Source organism: Nonomuraea sp. NPDC050310, from assembly GCF_040655795.1.
Lineage (GTDB): Bacteria > Actinomycetota > Actinomycetes > Streptosporangiales > Streptosporangiaceae > Nonomuraea.
The window spans coordinates 16,806-31,954 of record NZ_JBFAKP010000007.1 but is presented as its reverse complement, the minus strand read 5'-3'; the positions used below and the strand labels follow the sequence as shown (position 1 = coordinate 31,954).

16 protein-coding genes are annotated in these 15,149 nt (G+C 74.1%); 3 read left to right on the top strand and 13 right to left on the bottom strand.

Annotated features, from left to right (window positions below; all coding sequences use genetic code 11):
* Positions 1 to 11: 11 nt before the first annotated feature.
* The 5 genes from AB0I67_RS19095 to AB0I67_RS19075 all read right to left on the bottom strand — a co-directional run bounded on the left by AB0I67_RS19095 (position 12) and on the right by AB0I67_RS19075 (position 5,815).
* Entirely contained in the window at positions 12 to 1,424 is a 1,413-nt protein-coding gene (locus AB0I67_RS19095) for a PLP-dependent aminotransferase family protein (protein ID WP_357924966.1), read from the bottom strand.
* 40 nt (positions 1,425 to 1,464) lie between these two features.
* Positions 1,465 to 1,827 carry a DUF1801 domain-containing protein gene (locus tag AB0I67_RS19090; RefSeq protein ID WP_357924963.1) on the bottom strand — a complete coding sequence of 121 codons (363 nt, stop codon included), beginning with the start codon at positions 1,825 to 1,827 and terminating at the stop codon, positions 1,465 to 1,467.
* Between the two features lie 73 nt (positions 1,828 to 1,900).
* Entirely contained in the window at positions 1,901 to 3,205 is a 1,305-nt protein-coding gene (locus AB0I67_RS19085; protein WP_357924960.1) for an aspartyl protease family protein, read from the bottom strand.
* A gap of 139 nt (positions 3,206 to 3,344) precedes the next feature.
* Positions 3,345 to 5,135 (bottom strand): ATP-binding protein, encoded by a 1,791-nt coding sequence (locus tag AB0I67_RS19080; RefSeq protein ID WP_357924957.1) that lies wholly within the window; start codon positions 5,133 to 5,135, stop codon positions 3,345 to 3,347.
* Positions 5,132 to 5,815 carry a response regulator transcription factor gene (locus AB0I67_RS19075; RefSeq protein ID WP_357924955.1) on the bottom strand — a complete coding sequence of 228 codons (684 nt, stop codon included), beginning with the start codon at positions 5,813 to 5,815 and terminating at the stop codon, positions 5,132 to 5,134. Before AB0I67_RS19075 ends, AB0I67_RS19080 begins: the two co-directional genes overlap by 4 nt.
* Positions 5,816 to 5,906: 91 nt before the next feature.
* Between AB0I67_RS19075 and AB0I67_RS19070 the strand changes: the two genes are divergently transcribed.
* Positions 5,907 to 6,656, top strand: a complete 750-nt coding sequence (locus tag AB0I67_RS19070; protein WP_357924952.1) for a L,D-transpeptidase — start codon at positions 5,907 to 5,909, stop codon at positions 6,654 to 6,656.
* A 34-nt stretch (positions 6,657 to 6,690) separates the two neighbouring features.
* Positions 6,691 to 6,942: a hypothetical protein gene (locus AB0I67_RS19065; RefSeq protein ID WP_357924950.1), complete on the top strand. Its 252-nt coding sequence runs from the start codon at positions 6,691 to 6,693 to the stop codon at positions 6,940 to 6,942.
* Between the two features lie 116 nt (positions 6,943 to 7,058).
* On the opposite strand, the gene AB0I67_RS19060 is transcribed toward AB0I67_RS19065, so the two are convergent.
* Positions 7,059 to 7,250, bottom strand: a complete 192-nt coding sequence (locus AB0I67_RS19060) for a hypothetical protein (RefSeq protein WP_357924948.1) — start codon at positions 7,248 to 7,250, stop codon at positions 7,059 to 7,061.
* A gap of 134 nt (positions 7,251 to 7,384) precedes the next feature.
* On the opposite strand from AB0I67_RS19060, the gene AB0I67_RS19055 reads away from it, so the two are divergent.
* Entirely contained in the window at positions 7,385 to 7,972 is a 588-nt protein-coding gene (locus tag AB0I67_RS19055; RefSeq protein ID WP_357924945.1) for a TetR/AcrR family transcriptional regulator, read from the top strand.
* A gap of 1 nt (position 7,973) precedes the next feature.
* On the opposite strand, the gene AB0I67_RS19050 is transcribed toward AB0I67_RS19055, so the two are convergent.
* The 7 genes from AB0I67_RS19050 to AB0I67_RS19020 form a co-directional block, all read right to left on the bottom strand.
* Positions 7,974 to 8,936 carry a hypothetical protein gene (locus AB0I67_RS19050; protein ID WP_357924942.1) on the bottom strand — a complete coding sequence of 321 codons (963 nt, stop codon included), beginning with the start codon at positions 8,934 to 8,936 and terminating at the stop codon, positions 7,974 to 7,976.
* Complete coding sequence (locus AB0I67_RS19045; protein ID WP_357924939.1) at positions 8,933 to 9,778, bottom strand: ABC transporter ATP-binding protein; 846 nt, start codon at positions 9,776 to 9,778, stop codon at positions 8,933 to 8,935. Before AB0I67_RS19045 ends, AB0I67_RS19050 begins: the two co-directional genes overlap by 4 nt.
* Positions 9,775 to 10,176, bottom strand: coding sequence for a GntR family transcriptional regulator (locus tag AB0I67_RS19040; RefSeq protein WP_357924936.1), 402 nt, complete (start codon positions 10,174 to 10,176; stop codon positions 9,775 to 9,777). The genes AB0I67_RS19045 and AB0I67_RS19040 overlap by 4 nt, the downstream gene beginning before the upstream one ends.
* A 71-nt stretch (positions 10,177 to 10,247) precedes the next feature.
* Positions 10,248 to 11,108, bottom strand: a complete 861-nt coding sequence (locus AB0I67_RS19035) for an alpha/beta hydrolase (protein WP_357924934.1) — start codon at positions 11,106 to 11,108, stop codon at positions 10,248 to 10,250.
* A gap of 11 nt (positions 11,109 to 11,119) precedes the next feature.
* A complete protein-coding gene (locus tag AB0I67_RS19030; RefSeq protein ID WP_357924932.1) occupies positions 11,120 to 12,076 on the bottom strand; it encodes an alpha/beta hydrolase in 957 nt (318 codons plus the stop codon).
* 60 nt (positions 12,077 to 12,136) lie between these two features.
* The gene (locus AB0I67_RS19025; RefSeq protein WP_357924930.1) at positions 12,137 to 14,362 is read right to left on the bottom strand and encodes a helix-turn-helix domain-containing protein; all 2,226 of its coding nucleotides are present in this window, start codon (positions 14,360 to 14,362) and stop codon (positions 12,137 to 12,139) included.
* A 93-nt stretch (positions 14,363 to 14,455) separates the two neighbouring features.
* Positions 14,456 to 15,130: a hypothetical protein gene (locus AB0I67_RS19020; RefSeq protein ID WP_357924928.1), complete on the bottom strand. Its 675-nt coding sequence runs from the start codon at positions 15,128 to 15,130 to the stop codon at positions 14,456 to 14,458.
* Between the last annotated feature and the right edge of the window lie 19 nt (positions 15,131 to 15,149).

The window sequence follows — 15,149 nt, the reverse complement described above, 5'->3', positions numbered from 1 at the left end:
GTGGCGCGGGGTCAGGTGTCTCGGAGCTCTCGGATGGCCGCGGCCAGCAGGGTGACGCCCTCGGTGATGGCGGTCTCGCCGAGGATGGCGTAGCCGAAGATCAACCCCCCGGGCCCGGGGGCGAGGCGGAAGGTGCCGACACCCTGGAGGCCGAGCCCGCGCCGGGCGGCAGCCGCCACCACCGCCGCCTCGTCGAGGCCGGGCGGCAGCCAGGCCACCACGTGCTGCCCGGCGGCGATCCCGGCCGGCCGCAGCTCCGGCAGGTGGGCACGCAACGCCCCCAGCAGCACGTCACGACGACGCCGGTACACCGGCCGCATCCGGCGGAGGTGCCGGTCGAACTCGCCCCGGCCCAGGAAGTCGGCGAAGGTGAGCTGGTCGATGACCGACGAGCCGCGGTCGGCCAGCAGTTTGGCCTCGGCGACGTCGGCCACCAGGTGGCCGGGCAGCACCATCCAGCCGAGCCGCAGCCCCGGCGCGAGCGTCTTGCTGGCCGTACCGCAGTAGACGACGTGATCGGGCGCGAGACCCTGCATGGCGCCGACCGGCGCGCGGTCGTAGCGGTACTCGGCGTCGTAGTCGTCCTCGATGACGAGCGCGCCACGCGCCCGCGCCCAGCGGATCACCTCGGCCCTGGCCGCCGCCGACAGCACCCCGCCGGTCGGCCATTGGTGCGAGGGCGTGAGGATCAGGGCGTCGGCCTCGCCGAGGGCGTCGACCAGGATGCCGTCCGGGCCGACCGGGATGCCGATCACGTCCAGCCCGGCCGCCCCGGCCAGCACGCGGGCGTCGTCGACGGACGACGGGTCCTCCACGGCGATCCGCCGGGCCCCGCGCCGCGCGAGCACCTGGATCAGCAGCGAGACGCCCTGCCCGTAGCCGTTGCAGATGACCACGTCGTCGGGTACGGCCAGCGTGCCGCGCACCCGGTTGAGGTAGTCGCACAGGGCCTGCCGCAGCTCGGGCACGCCACGCCCGTCGAGGTAGGCGAACCGGTCGTTGGGCGTGGTGGTGAGCACGGCCCGCACCGAGCGCAGCCAGGCGGCCCGCGGGAACTGCGACACGTCGGTGCGCCCGTATCCGAAGTCGACCTTGAACCCGGCGGCGGGAACGGCCCGCCGCGCGACAGGGGGCTTGGCGGCGGGCGGCGGCGCGGCGACCTGGGTGTAGCCGCCGGACCGGCTGGCCAGGTAGCCCTCGGCCACGAGCTGCTGGTAGGCCTCCACGATCACGCCGCGCGAGACGCCGAGCCCGGCCGCGAGGGTGCGGGTGGGCGGCAGCGACGCACCGGCCCGCAACCGCCCGTCCCGGATGCCCGCGCGGATGGCCGCCTCGATCTGCCGGTGCAGCGGCACCCCGGCGTCGCGGTCCAGCTCGATGAGCAAGTCCTCGGCCGGGCCGGAATTGGTCCCCGAACGCCCCACGGGGCCGACCTTACCGGCGGGGACCAATTCCCGCCACGGATCAGCCGTCCGAGGCGTCCAGCGCGACCGCCTGGCCGACGTAGCCGAGCAGGGCCTGGTGGTGGGCGGCCAGGTCCTCGGCCTTCTTGAGCTTGACGTGCCTGGTCTTCTTGCCGACGCCGGTGAGCAGGCCGGCGGCGTCCTCGAACTCGGCGCCACGCTCGAAGGCGAAGGTCACGTGGGTCTTGCTCACGCTGATGACGGCCAGGATCTTGTTACCCCGCCAGGCCGGCGAGCCGTACGTGAGCACCTCGCGCGCCTCGGGCGCGCCTTCCGCCATCAGCGCGCGGATCCCGCGCACGAGGTCCTTGTGCTGGTCCGGCACCTTGTTCTCGATGAAGTCGTCCACGTCGGGGTTGCTCATCCCGGGCTCCTCATGATCGGTGGCAGGTGGCGACCATAACGCGCACGACGCCGCGAAGGGTACCGTTTCGGCGTCAGGCGGCCCTGCCCCGGGCGAGGTAGAGGCTCATCGCGGTGAAGTCGACGGTGACGGAGTACGGCTTCCAGAAGCAGTGCGAGAACCAGCCCATGGTGTCGAACCCGGTCCCGTACGGCCAGGGCACGTTGACCTGCTGGTTGGGGTTGGAGTAGCAGTAGACCCCGCGGGCGGCGGCGTGGCCGAGGCGGATCTCCTCCGGGTAGCAGGGGTGGACGACGGCCGGGTGGCTCTGCGCGAAGGTCCCGATCTGCCGGTCGCGGTCGGTGCGGATGCCGAGCTGCTCGGCGGTCTTGCCGCGCAGGCCTGCGGCGATCTCGCTGCCGCCGCCCAGGTTCACGCCGACCACGCCGGTGCGGGACCCGGCGGCGCCGGTGAAGCTGCCCGTGCTGTGCAGGTACTGCTCGCGGGCCAGCCACAGCGGGAGCCGTTCGGCGCCCGCCCGGGCCTTGGCCGCCGCTTCCGGGGTACGGCGGCGCAGGATCAGCTGCCGGCCGGCGTAGTCGAAGGTGGTCAGCAGGTGGTAGAAGACCCACGTGCCGATCAGCCCGTCGCTGTCGGCGTCGTCGAGGTCCTCCCCCGACTCGGTCGCCGACCAGCCCACCGGGACGTTGCGCAGTTCGAGGCCGCCCAGCCTGAAGGAGTCCAGGATCCCGTAGTGCGCCCAGAAGGGGCCGCTCCCGAAGTCGACCTTCTGGCTGGTGACGGGCTTCACCCCGGCTTCCTTGGCCACCGAGGCGCGCAGCCCCAGGTTCGGTGCGCCGGTGTAGAAGGTGAAGCGCTTGGCCGGTCCGCCGTTGACCGAGGCCTCCACCAGCGGGATCGGGTCCACCTGCGTCCACGGCACCCGGGCGCTCTCGCCGTGGATCTGGTACGCCTCGCCGCGGACAGCCGCGAACCACGCGGCGTAGCCGTCCTCACCGGCGGCCTTCCAGTGCGGCGCGGACGGGCCCAACTTGTCCTGCCGGAGGTAGCAGTCGGCCAGCAGGTGGTTGGCGTGCCTGTCGCCGGGAGCCAGACTCAGGGCCAGCTTGAGGTACTTCTCGGCGTCGGCGAACCGGTTGCCCAGCAACGCCACGTAGCCGCGCTGGCGGGCGGCGTGCAGGTTCTTCGGGTCCTTCTTCAGGAGCTCCTCGTACGCGCGGCCGGCCTGCTCGAACCGGCCGGAGGTGAACAACGCGTCGGCATCGCCACCCGCCGACGCCGCGGTCGTCTCACCCAGCAGCGGCACCGTCGCGGCGCCCGCCAGTACGGCGGCGCCCCTGAGCACCGAACGCCGATCCCACCTGTGGCCCTCGGCCATGGCTTCTCCTTCGTCGCAACGTCTCGTCACGGCGGCTCCGGGACTCGCCCACCGTCCGACCCGTCCACTGTCGGGCGGCGGCGTCCTCGCCTCGTCCCGGTCGTGTCATGGTTGCGTCACGACAAGATCGGCCCGGCGCTCAGGGGCGGGACGGCAGGCGCAGGGTGAAGGTGGTGCGGACGCCCGGGACGCTGACGGCCGAGGCGGTGCCGCCGTGCGCCTCGGCCAGGTCGCGGACGATGGCCAGGCCGAGGCCGCTGCCGCCGGTGAGCCGGTTGCGGGACTTGTCCGCCCGCCAGAACCGGTCGAAGACGTGCGGCAGGTCGTCGGCGTCGATGCCGCTCCCCGTGTCGGTCACCTCGACGAGCACGTGGTCGCCGTCCTGGCGGGCGCTCAGCGTGATCCGCCCGCCGGCCGGCGTGTGCCGCAGGGAGTTGGCCACCAGGTTGCCGACCGCCTGGCGGAGCCGTACCGGGGCGGCGGTCAGGCCGGGCGCGCCGGTGACCTCGGTGGTCAGGGTGAGCCCGGCGGCCTCGGCCCGGCTGCGGTGGGCGGTGGCGACCTGGTCGAGCAGGTCGCCGAGGTGGACCGGTTCGAGGTGCAGGCGGAGCTTGCCCGCGTCGGCGAGGGCGAGGTCCTGGAGGTCGTCGACGATGTGCTGCAGGAGCAGGATCTCCTCGACCAGCGAGGCGATCAGCGCCGGGTCGAGCTCGGCGACGCCGTCCTGGGCCGCCTCCATCCAGCCCCTGAGGTTGCTCAGCGGGGTGCGCAGCTCGTGCGAGACGTCGCTGACCATGGCCTTGCGCTGCTGCTCCATGCGTTCCAGGTGGGCGGACATCTCGTTGAAGGCGGTGGCCAGCTCGCTGATCTCGCCGGTGGTCCTCACCTGGACGCGGGCGGAGGTGTCCCCGTCGCGCATCCGCCGGGTGGCGTGGGTGAGCGCGTTCACCGGCCCGACCAGACGCCTGGCCGCCATGACGCTCACGCCGACGGTCAGGATCAGCACGAGCAGGGCGGCTCCGGCGATCGAGGGCAGCGGGATGCGCTGGCCGGTGGCCTCGGCGGGCGAGCCTATGTACAGGTAGGCGGCCGGGGCGACGTACGGGTCGAGCTGCTGCTTGCGGGCGGAGACGACGCACGCGGAGATCGCCTGGTCGGGTTCGCCCGCGGGCCGGCTCCGCTCCGGGACCCAGGTGAAGTCGAGGCCGACCGAGCCGCCCTCGACGCCGGTGCCCTTCAGACACCGGCCGACCAGCGTGTTGAGCTGCTTCAGCGCGGCCTTCTCGGTGCGCGTCGGCGTGGTGAAGATGGTGGCGTCGCAGGGACCGGTGACCTCCGGGGCCGGGGCCGGGCTCGCCTCGGCCGGTTTCGCCTCGGCCGGGACGCCGCCCTCGCCGGTGGTCGTCACGAAGGTCCGGCCCGTGGCGGAGACGGTCGTCTGGACGGTCTGCCCGGTGCGCCGCAGGCAGGTGGCGTAGGCGGCGGCGGCCTTCGTCAGCCGGGCGCGGTCGCGCTCGGGCAGCAGGAACGGCCCCACCGCGCGGGGATCGATGCGGTCCTTGGCCGCTCCGGGCACCAGGGTCACGTCCACGGTCAGCGGGTCGACCACGGCCGACACCCGGGACGGCAGCGGGGTGTCGGCGGCGGCCGAGTCCGCGATGACCGTGCCCTGCTCGGTGGTCAGCGCGACGCGGCGGCTGTGCCGGGCGGCCAGGTCGCGGACGGTGGCGGCGACGCCCGACCAGTCCGGATGGCGGGCGGCGTAGCCGAGCAGCGCGTTGTTGATCTGCGCGTCGCTGGCCAGCGTCTGGCCCTGCTCCCGCTCGATCGCGCCGGAGGTGCTGCTGGCGGCCAGCCAGGCCGTCGCCGAGATCGAGCAGACCGCCACGACCGCCGAGCTGGTGAGCAGCCGGACGAACAGCGACCTCATGCCTGGATCAGCTTGTAGCCGACGCCGTACACGGTCAGCAGCCGGACCGGGCGGCGCGGGTCGGGCTCGATCTTCCTGCGCAGGTTCATCACGTGCGCGTCGACGGTGCGTTCGGTGACGTACCCGTCGAAGCCGTGGATGCGCTCCAGCAGTTGCTTCCTGGTGAACACCCGCTCCGGCTCGGCGGCCAGCGTCTCGATGATCCTGAACTCGGCGAGCGTGCAGTCCACCGGCGTGCCCGCCGCGGTGACCGTGTGCCGGACCGGGTCCACGACCAGGTCGCCCGCCCGCAGCAGCCGCCCGCTCTCCCGTGCCTTCCCGGTACGGCGCAGCAGCGTCCGCACGCGGGCCATCAGCTCGCGCGGGCTGTACGGCTTGGTCACGTAGTCGTCGGCGCCCAGGTCGAGGCCGAGCAGCAGGTCGTCCTCGGTGGAGCGGGCGGTCAGCATCAGGATCGGCAGGTCCGACTCGGCGCGCAGCACCCGGCAGACGTCCAGCCCGTCCACCTTCGGCATCATCACGTCGAGCAGCACCAGGTCGGGCTCGCCCTGCCGGGCCCCGTCGATCGCCGAGCGGCCGTCGTGCACGACCAGGACCTCGTGGCCCTCCCGCTCCAGGTAGCGGCTGAGCAGCTCTGCCTGCTTGGGGTCGTCCTCGGCGACCAGCACGTACGCGCACATGGCCCCGAGACTATGCCCAGGCCAGGGGTGCAAACGGGATCCGCATGACAGGCGAACAGGATCCTCACATTCTGCTGCCAGGCTGCGCCGCGTGAGAACCAACCGGACCCCGCTCCGCACGGCCGCCGTGACGGCACTCGCCTTCCTGCTGACCGGCTGCGCGGGGAGCGCAGGCGGCGCGGACGGCGCGGGCGGCGCTCGGACGGCGGCCCACGCCGTACGGCAGGCCCCGCCGAGCGGCGTCACCGCTTCGAAGATCGCGAGCGTCAAGGGGGCACGGATCGCGATCCACCAGGCCAAGGACGGCCCGGTCCAGCGGACGATCAAGAGTCCCAACGGCTACGGCGCGACCCGCGTCTTCCTGGTGGAACGGGACGAGGGCGCCTGGCTCCAGGTGCTGCTGCCGATCCGGCCCAACGGCAGCAAGGGCTGGATCAAGGCGGCCGACGTCACCCTCACCGAGACCACCCACCGCGTCGAGATCGACCGCGGGGCGTTCAGCTTCACGGTCTTCGACGGCGACCGGGTCGTCAGGACGGGCAAGGTCGCGACCGGCGAGGCGGGCACTCCCACTCCCCCGGGCCGCTACTACTTCACCGAACTGGTCAAACCCGCCGGCGCGGGCGGGGCCTACGGGGCTTACGCCTTCGGGCTGAGCGGCTTCTCGCCGGTGCTCAAGACCTTCGCCGGCGGGCCCGGCCAGCTGGCCGTCCACGGGACCGACGACGCCTCGGCCATCGGCACGCGGGCCAGTCACGGCTGCGTCCGGGTCAGCAACGCCGACATCACCTGGATGGCGAAGAACCTGGCGATCGGCACCCCGGTCGTCGTCAAGGGCTGAGGCCCTAACTCCTGAAGAAACAGAGGAACCCGTTATGAAGATCAAGGCCACGCTCCTCGGCGCCTGCGCCGCCCTGGCCCTCGCGGCAGGCTTCACCGGCCTGTCCGGCCCGGCCGCGGCCAACCCCTCGAAGCCCGCCCCCGTCTCCGCCACCGACCCCGCCCCGGCCCCGGCCGAGAAGCCGGCGGTGGTCTCCACCGACGAGCCCGCCCCGGCTCCCGCCGAGAGCCGTCCCTCCGCCGCCCCGGGTGAGCCGGTCGTCGCCAACCCGTCCTACACCGGCTGACCCACCCCTCATCCGCCGCGGCGTCCTGCTCCGGCCCGCCGGTCGCCCACCGCGACCTGGCCATCGCGGGCCGGAGCAGGACCGCGGCCACGTTCGCCCTCCGCCCGTCCCCGTATCTACTTGCGAAGCCGGGTCGCCACGAGGAGCACCACCTCCCCGGCGAGCACCGCGAGGGCCGCCCACGCCCACCCCTTGGCCGCACCGAAGTCCGCCGGAGGCGTCCCCGACCTGGTGCTGAGCGCCTTCTCCAGCTCGCCCCACCACAGCAGCAGGGCGACAAGGAGGCAGAACACCGGCGCGACGGCCATGAGGCACCCCGAACCACAGCCAGATCTCATAGAGCGGGATTATTCGCGACGAAACCGCCCGCGTCAGGAGCTCGGTGAGCCGCACGCAGGGCCGGTACGATTGTGTGCGCTGCATACATCGGAAGGAGCGGCCCGTGTCCCACCCCGGCACCTCGTACCACCACGGCGACCTGCGGGCCGCCTGCCTGCGGGCCGCGCGGGAGCTCCTCGAGGAGGACGGCGGCGCCGGGCTGTCGCTGCGGGCGGTGGCGCGCCGGGCGGGGGTGTCGCCGACGGCGCCCTACCGGCACTTCGCCGACCGCGACGCGCTCATCTCGGCGGTCGCCGCGGAGGGGTACCGCGACCTCACCGAGCACCTGGCCGCGGCCCACCCCGCGCCGCCCCGCACGCCCGACGACCTGGCCGACATCGCGGTGGCCTACGTGCGGTTCGCCCTCGACCGGCCGGCGATGTTCAAGGTGATGTTCGCCGAGCCCTGCGACCCGTCCAGCGAGGAACGGGCCGCCGCGATCGCGGCCATCTCCGCCTACCTCCACGCCCTGGTGCGCGGCGCCTTCCCGGGCCGCGACCCCGAGCCGCTGGCGACCGCGGTCTGGGCGCTGGTGCACGGGCTGGCCTTCCTGCATCTGGACGGGAAGTTCGACACCTCCACGCCGGAGCAGGCCGCCGACCGGGTCCGCTCCGCCGTACACGCGCTGTTTCCGGCGGGAGCGACCGCCTAGGTCAGCCGGGCCGGCGGAGGGTCCGGCGGACGGCGAGGCCGCCGAGGGCGGCCGACAGGAGCACCAGGATCCCCGCGTCGGTCCACTGGAACCGCCAGAACCGGGACGGCGGGTGGTAGTACACCGCGAACCGGTACCCCTCGGCGAACAGGCACGCCTGCCAGGCCTCGGTGTTGCGTCCGCTCTGCCCGACGTCCACCCGGCGCGCGCAGCCGCTGCCGGCCGGCTCGGCGACCTCCCTGCCGGACGGCTCCACCCAGGCCGCCCGCACCAGCCGCGCGTCGGGATCGTCCAGCACCACGGTGCCGGTCAGCTCGGTCCGCGCCGGCTCGGCGTAGTGGTCGCTCACCTGGAACAACACGAACATCGTCACCGTCACCCCGGCCACGACCAGCGCCATCGCGGGCAGCGTGCGGCGGAACAGCGCGCCGGCCAGGGTGCCGAGCGCGAAGGCGTACAGCCACCACGCCGCCGGAGCCACCCCGACCATGTTGAACACCCCGAGGTTGCCGAAGGTGGAGTCGACGCCCTCGCGGAACACCGGCCGCCACAGGCTCACCATGATCGACAGCAGCAGCCCGCCGGCGACGACCGCGCCGCCCAGGACCGCCAGCTTGACCGCCAGCCACCGCCACACCGGCACGGCCTGGGTCCAGGCCAGGCGGTGGGTGCCGCGCTCGTACTCCCGGCCGAGCAGGGGCGCGCCCCAGAACGCCCCGATCAGCGCCGGTGCCACCAGCGGCATCCAGCCGAACACCGAGTAGACCGCGTCGTAGCGCCGCGCGAGCGCCACGGCCACCTCGTCGCAGGTCGCGGCCGGTCCGGTGCAGCCGGACGGGGCCCGCTCGGCCACGTACGAGCTCGCCTCCAGGGCCGACCCGAGCAGCAGCGCCCCGAGCAATGCCAGGAGGCCCGCCGTGACGAGGATCTGCGCCCGGTGCTGTCGCCACGTCACCCAGATCACGCGCCCACCCCCGTCAGGTACGGCAGCGCCGCCGACTCGGGGCTGCGCAGGTAGCCCATGACGAGCTCGTCCAGCCCGGGGTGCCGCACCCGCCAGCGCGGATCGGGCGGCGGCCCGCCCCTGACCAGCAGGGTGACCTGCCGGCCGGTACGGCTCGCGGCCACCACCTGGAGTCCCGCCGCCGACGCCTCCTCCGGCCCGGTGAGCACCAGGTGCCCGGTCAGCAGGTCCTCGATGTCGCCGCTGACCTGCAGCCGGCCCCCGTTCAGCACGATCAGCCAGTCGCAGGTGTCCTCGAGGTCGGACACGACGTGCGAGGAGAGCAGCACGGTCAGCTCGCGCCCGGCGACCTCCGCCATGATCGAGCGCATCACGTCGTGCCGGGCGAGCGGGTCGAGGTTGGCCAGCGGCTCGTCCAGCACGAGCAGGTCGGGGCGGGTGGCGAGCGCCAGCGTGACCGCGACCTGCGCCTGCTGGCCGCCGGACAGCCGGCCCACCTTGCGCCGGAGCGGGATGCCGAGCCCGGCCAGGCGATCGGCGGCGGCTTCGCCGTCCCAGCGGGTGTTCATGCGGCGGCCGAAGGCGAGCATCTCGGCGACGGTGAAGGTGTCGTACAGCGGCTTGTCCTGCGCCACGAAGGCCGCCTCGCCGGTCACGCGGACGCTGCCCAACGCGGGCCGGAGCAGGCCGACGGCCGCGTGCATGAGCGTGGTCTTGCCCGCGCCGTTGGGCCCGACGAGCGCCGCCACGCGCCCGGCGGGCACGGCCAGCGAGCAGTCGCGCAGCACCCAGGTACGGCGGTAGCGGACCGCCAGGCCGGTCACCTCCAGGGCGGGGCTCATGCGACCTCCTCCTTCGCGGCCTCGGCCAGCACCACGGCGAACAGCGCCCGCAGGTCCTCGTGGTCGAGCCCCGCCGAGCGGGCCTCGCGCACCCACCCCTCCAGGCCGCGCCGCAGCCGGGTGTGCTCGGCGAGCGTCGCCCCCGCGATGCCCTGCCGGACGAAGGTGCCCATCCCCGGCCGGCCCTCGACCAGCCCTTCGCGCTCCAGTTCCCGGTAGGCCTTGAGCACGGTGTTGGGGTTGATGGCCAGGCTCTCGACCACCTCGCGGGCGGTCGGCAACTGGTCGCCGGGCCGGAGCGTGCCCAGCCGGAGCGCCTGTTTGACCTGGTGGACGAGCTGCAGGTACGTGGAGACGCCCGAGCCCCGGTCCAGGTTGAACTCGATCAACCGAAACACCCTTTCACTATTCGAATAGTGAAAGGGTGTTGGATCAAGCCGCCGCTTGTCAACCGGCGACCGGCCCCGGGTCAGACGAAGCGCCGCACGAAGGCCAGGGCGGTGTCGCAGACCTCGCGCCAGCCGCTGTCCACCGTCAGGGAGTGGCCGCGGCCGGGCATCTCGACGATCTCGGTGACGTGGTGCTCGTTGCGGGCCTGCTTCTTGTAGGAGGCGTTGGCGATGGCCCAGGGCACGGTGTGGTCCTTCTCCCCCGAGATGATCAGCAGCGGGCCGCGGTCGCCGGCGGTGCTGTCGACCTTGGTCTCGCTCCACGGGTTGAAGTTGGCCACCGCCGCCTGGAACAGCGGCGCGCCCGGAGCCGGGACCGCGAACGTCTCGTACAGCTCCCGGGCCTCCTGCTCGCTGACCGCGTTGGCGAAGGAGTAGCGGAACTGCTCGTAGGTCAGCGGCACCGCCCGGTGGATGTTGGCCGGGTTGCCCAGCACCGCCGAGGCCGCCCGCAGCGAGGAGAACGGCAGCGGCAGCACACCCTGGAAGGGGGCCGGGTCGATGGCCACGCTCGCGCAGGCCAGGCCGCGACCGGCGAGGATCTGGGCCAGCAGGCCGCCGAAGGAGTGCCCGACGACGACGGGCTTGCGCTCCAGCTTGCCGATGAGGTCGGCGAAGTGGTCGGCGACCTGGCCGACGGTCTTGTGCGCGAAGACCTCGGGGTGGGCGTTGGCCTCGGCGACCGTCTCGGGGTCGTCCGGCCAGCCGGGCAGGACCGGGGCGAACCCGGCCTCGGCGAAGACCCGGGCCCAGCGGTCCCAGCTCGTGGGCAGCAGCCACAGGCCGTGCACGAAGACGGCCGGGATGCGCCCGTCGGCGTTGGCGCGCTCGATCTGCGCGAGGTCGCGGGCGTAGGAGGCGTCGGATACGGGAGATGACATGGTCACAGTCCTCAGGGGTTCAGGGCGCGGCGGAGGGTGTCCACGGCCAGGCTGATCGCCGATTCGGCCGCGCTCGTCTCGCGCAGCGCGTTGAGCATGACGAAGTCGTGGATGATGCCGAGGTAGCGCACGGCGGTGACCGGGACGCCGGCGGCGCGCAGCTTGCCGGCGTAGGCCTCGCCCTCGTCGCGCAGGACGTCGGCCTCGGCGGTGATGACCAGCGCGGGCGGCAGCCCGGCCAGGTCCTCGGCGGTGGCGCGGAGCGGGGAGGCGGTGAGCTCGGCCCGCTGGGCCTCGTCGGTGGTGTACTGGTCCCAGAACCACCGCATGGCGTCGCGGCGCAGGAAGTAGCCTTCGGCGAACTGGTGGTAGGAGCCGGTGTCGAAGGCGGCGTCGGTGACCGGGTAGAACAGCACCTGCTGGCGCAGGCTCACCCCGCCGCGCCGCTTGGCCATCAGGGTGAGGGCGGCGCTCATGTTGCCGCCGACCGAGTCGCCGGCCACCGCGACCCTGGCCGGGTCGAGTCCCCTGGCCGGGCCTTCGGCGACGATCCACTGGGCGACCGTCCAGTTCTGCTCGATCGCCACCGGGTAGCGGTGCTCGGGCGACAGGTCGTAGTCGGGGAAGACCACCGCGGCGCCCGCGCCGACCGCGAGCTCGCGCACCAGCCGGTCGTGGGTGTGGGCGTTGCCGAACACCCACCCGGCCCCGTGGATGTAGTGGATGACCGGCAGCACGCCCCCGAGCCCTGCCGGGCGGACGATCCGGACGCGCACCTCGCCGGTGGGCCCGCCGGGCACGGTCACCCACTCCTCGTCCACGTCCGGTCTGGCCACCGGCCCGGACTGCACCTCGTCAACGATCTTCCGGCCCTCCTCCGGCGGGAGCTGGAAGAGGTAGGGCGGCTGCGCGGTCGCCTCGGCGAATGCTCGCGCCGCGGGCTCCAGAACTGGTTCGACAGTGTTCACACCAGAAACGGTGCCAGCGCGCCGGGCCGGGCTCCAGGCAGGAAACCGGCAGGAAACCGCTCAGCCGCCGAGCTTGGCGCGCAGCTTGGCGGCGTCGGCGTGGTCGAGCGGGACGAGCAGGTCGAGCGCCTGCCGCCACGCCGCGGCGGCGGCCTCCGCCTCACCCAGGGCGTGGTGGGCGTCGCCGAGGTGATCGAGCACCTCGGCCTCCAGCTTGGGGCGGCCCGTGTGCCGGTACAGCTCCAGGGAACGCCCGAAGCTCGTGACGGCCCGCCCGTGCTCGCCCTGGTGGTGCTGGATGTAGCCCAGGGTGTCCCACGCGGAGGCCTCGGCCGCGGTCATGTTCTGTACGGCCAGCAGCTCGATGGCCTGCTCGCAGGAGGCCAGCGCCTCGTCGTAGCGGCCGAGCAGCGCGGCGTACCAGGCGACCGAGGCGAGTTCCCGGGCCTCCCCCGGCAGGTTGCCCGCCTCCCGGTAGCGGTCGAGCGCCTGGCAGGCGTGGCCCAGGGCCACGTCGTGCTCGCCGAGCTGGCCGTGCAGCCAGCCCAGGTCGTGGTGGACGCGGGCCTGGTCCAGGGCGGGGCCGGCGGGGTCGAGCAGGTCCAGGAGCCGGGCCTTGGCCTGGTCGGAGCGGCCCATCTGCTGTTCCTGGACCGCCACCCAGTTCACCACCGCCGCCGCGTGCCGTACCCCGGCCGGGTCGCGGCGCACCGCCTCGGCGGCGCGGGTGAGGAAGGCCAGCGACTCCCGGCCGAGCGACCACACGTGGCCGGAGAAGGCGTCCACGGTGGTCCAGGCCAGTTGCCACAGGTGGGTGTCGAACCCGCCCAGCACGGCGGCCTGCCGTTGCGCGGCCCAGACGACCGGCAGCTCGCGGGCCGCCCAGGCCGCGGCCTCCTCGCGGTCGGCGAAGGTGTCGGCCACCGTGCCCGGCTGGGCCGCCACCGGCTCGATGGGGGTGCTGACGACGGGGTTGATCACCTGGTCGGCGGCGTGCGCGCTGTGCAGCAGGTGGTCCAGGAGGCGGTGGAAGGCCTGGCGGCACCCGGCGGGGCCGTCGTGCTCGTCGGCCAGCTCGGCGGCGTACGCGCGGAGCAGGTCGTGCAGCCGCCAGCGGCCCGGCGCGTGCTCGACGACCAGGTGGGCGGCGGTGCACTCCAGCAGCAGCGACCGGACCTGCCTGGCGGGCAGCCCGGCGAGGGAGGCGGCGGCCGCCAGCGTGACGTCGGGCCCCGGATGCACGCCCAGCAGGCGGAACAGCCGGGCGGCCTCCGGGGTCAGCGCCCGGTAGGACCAGGAGAACGCCGTCCGCGGGTCGGCGGCGTCGGCGACCTGGAAGGCGTCCAGCGTGCCGTCGGCCGCGCCCAGCTCGGCGGCGATGTCGGCGAGCGCGAAGGCCGGCCGGGCCGCGGCCCGCGCGCCGATGACCGCCACCGCGAGCGGCAGGTAGCCGCACAGCTCCAGGATGCGCGCGACCGCCTTCGGTTCGGCCGCCACGCGTGGCGCGCCGAGCCGCAGGGCCAGGGCCTGCTCGGCCTCGGCGGGCGTCCAGACGTCCAGCGGCAGGCTGCGGGCGCCGTGGGCGGCCAGGCCGTGAAGCTGGTTGCGGCTGGTCACGATGGTCAGGCAGCCGGCCGCGGCGGGCAGCAGGGGGCGGACCTGCTCGCTGTCGCGGGCGTTGTCCAGGACCAGCAGGATCTGGCGGCCGGCCAGCTTGCTGCGGAACAGCGCGGCCCGCTCGTCCGTCCCGGCCGGGACCCGGCTCTCGGTCACGCCGAGCGCGCGCAGGAACCCGCCGAGCACCTGCCCGGGGTCGGCGACCTGCCCGCCGCGGTCGAACCCACGCAGATCCACCCAGAGCTGCCCGTCGGGGTAGCGGTCGGCGACCCGGTGCGCCCAGTGCAGGGCGAGCGTGCTCTTGCCCACGCCGGCCATCCCGACGATCGTCCAGACCTCGGCGGTCCGCGGTCGCCGCTCGCCGAGCGCCTGGCCCAGTTCGGCCTCGCGGCCGGTGAAGGCCGCCAGGTCGGCCGGGAGCTGGGCCAGCGCACCGGCCCGCGACCGGGACTTGACCGCGGCCAGGAAGGCGGTCCGCTCGGGCTCGGCGAGCCGTAATCCGTCGGCCAGCGCCTCGGCGGTGCGGCGCTGCGGCGAGGCGACCTTGCCGCGCTCCATGTCGCCGATCGCCCGGACGCTGACGCCGGAGGCCTCCGACAGTTCCTCCACCGTCAGCCGCGCGTCCGTGCGCGCCTGGCGCAGCAGGGAACCGAACTCCCGTCCAGTCACTGGCCACCCTCACCTGTGCCGATCCGTCAAGCCCCGATCATCACATGCCGGCGTCCCGGCCGCCCAGCCGGTCTCAGCTCCTGGGATCCGTGCTCAGTCGAGGCGGGCTCGCCGCGCCCGGCGGGAGCCGTCGTAGGCCGCGCGGCGAAGGCGCTGGAGCACTCCGGCGGGTGGCATCGCGGGGGCGCTGTTGACGACCGGGTCGAACGCGACGTCCGGGCCGGCGAGCACGTCGCGCACCTCCAGCGTGGCCAGCGGGCGGGCGAACTCGTGGCCCGGCACGCCGTACAGGCGGAAGACCAGCGGCCCCCGCTTCAGCGCAGGCTCCAGGAGCGCCGGGTCGGCGGGCACGCTCAGGCCGTGATCCGGTACGGCCAGCAGCCGGAACAGCCCCGACCGGTGCCGGTAGGAGGCGAGGCTGGAGTAGGGCCCGGCGGTGAAGCCGGCCCGCGGCCAGGGCAGCCACGCCACGGCCCCGCACGTGGACAGCAGCAGGTCCACGTGCCGCCCGCCGGTGTCGGGCAGGCGTACGGCCAGCCCGAGCACGTCGGGCAGCCGCCCCGGCAGCCCGGTCCCCTTGGACAGCCGGACGACCACCTCGGTGCGGCCCGGCCGGTCGAACACCTCCAGCCCCAGGGGACGGCCGGGCGCCGCCGCGACCACGAGCGTCGCCGACAGCAGCACGCCGCGGTTGTGCAGCGCCCGCCCGGAACGGACCCGTCCGGCCAGGTGTCCGAGCATGCGCACAAGCGCTTCAGGTGACGACATGCCGGAATCCTGCCCAGCT

Coding starts and splice junctions, on each gene's coding strand:
- AB0I67_RS19075 (WP_357924955.1), bottom strand. CDS start 5,815: ATGTGCGCGTACGTGCTGGTCGCCGAGGACGACCCCAAGCAGGCAGAG.
- AB0I67_RS19035 (WP_357924934.1), bottom strand. CDS start 11,108: ATGTCATCTCCCGTATCCGACGCCTCCTACGCCCGCGACCTCGCGCAG.
- AB0I67_RS19045 (WP_357924939.1), bottom strand. CDS start 9,778: ATGAGCCCCGCCCTGGAGGTGACCGGCCTGGCGGTCCGCTACCGCCGT.
- AB0I67_RS19085 (WP_357924960.1), bottom strand. CDS start 3,205: ATGGCCGAGGGCCACAGGTGGGATCGGCGTTCGGTGCTCAGGGGCGCC.
- AB0I67_RS19020 (WP_357924928.1), bottom strand. CDS start 15,130: ATGTCGTCACCTGAAGCGCTTGTGCGCATGCTCGGACACCTGGCCGGA.
- AB0I67_RS19080 (WP_357924957.1), bottom strand. CDS start 5,135: ATGAGGTCGCTGTTCGTCCGGCTGCTCACCAGCTCGGCGGTCGTGGCG.
- AB0I67_RS19090 (WP_357924963.1), bottom strand. CDS start 1,827: ATGAGCAACCCCGACGTGGACGACTTCATCGAGAACAAGGTGCCGGAC.
- AB0I67_RS19065 (WP_357924950.1), top strand. CDS start 6,691: ATGAAGATCAAGGCCACGCTCCTCGGCGCCTGCGCCGCCCTGGCCCTC.
- AB0I67_RS19060 (WP_357924948.1), bottom strand. CDS start 7,250: ATGGCCGTCGCGCCGGTGTTCTGCCTCCTTGTCGCCCTGCTGCTGTGG.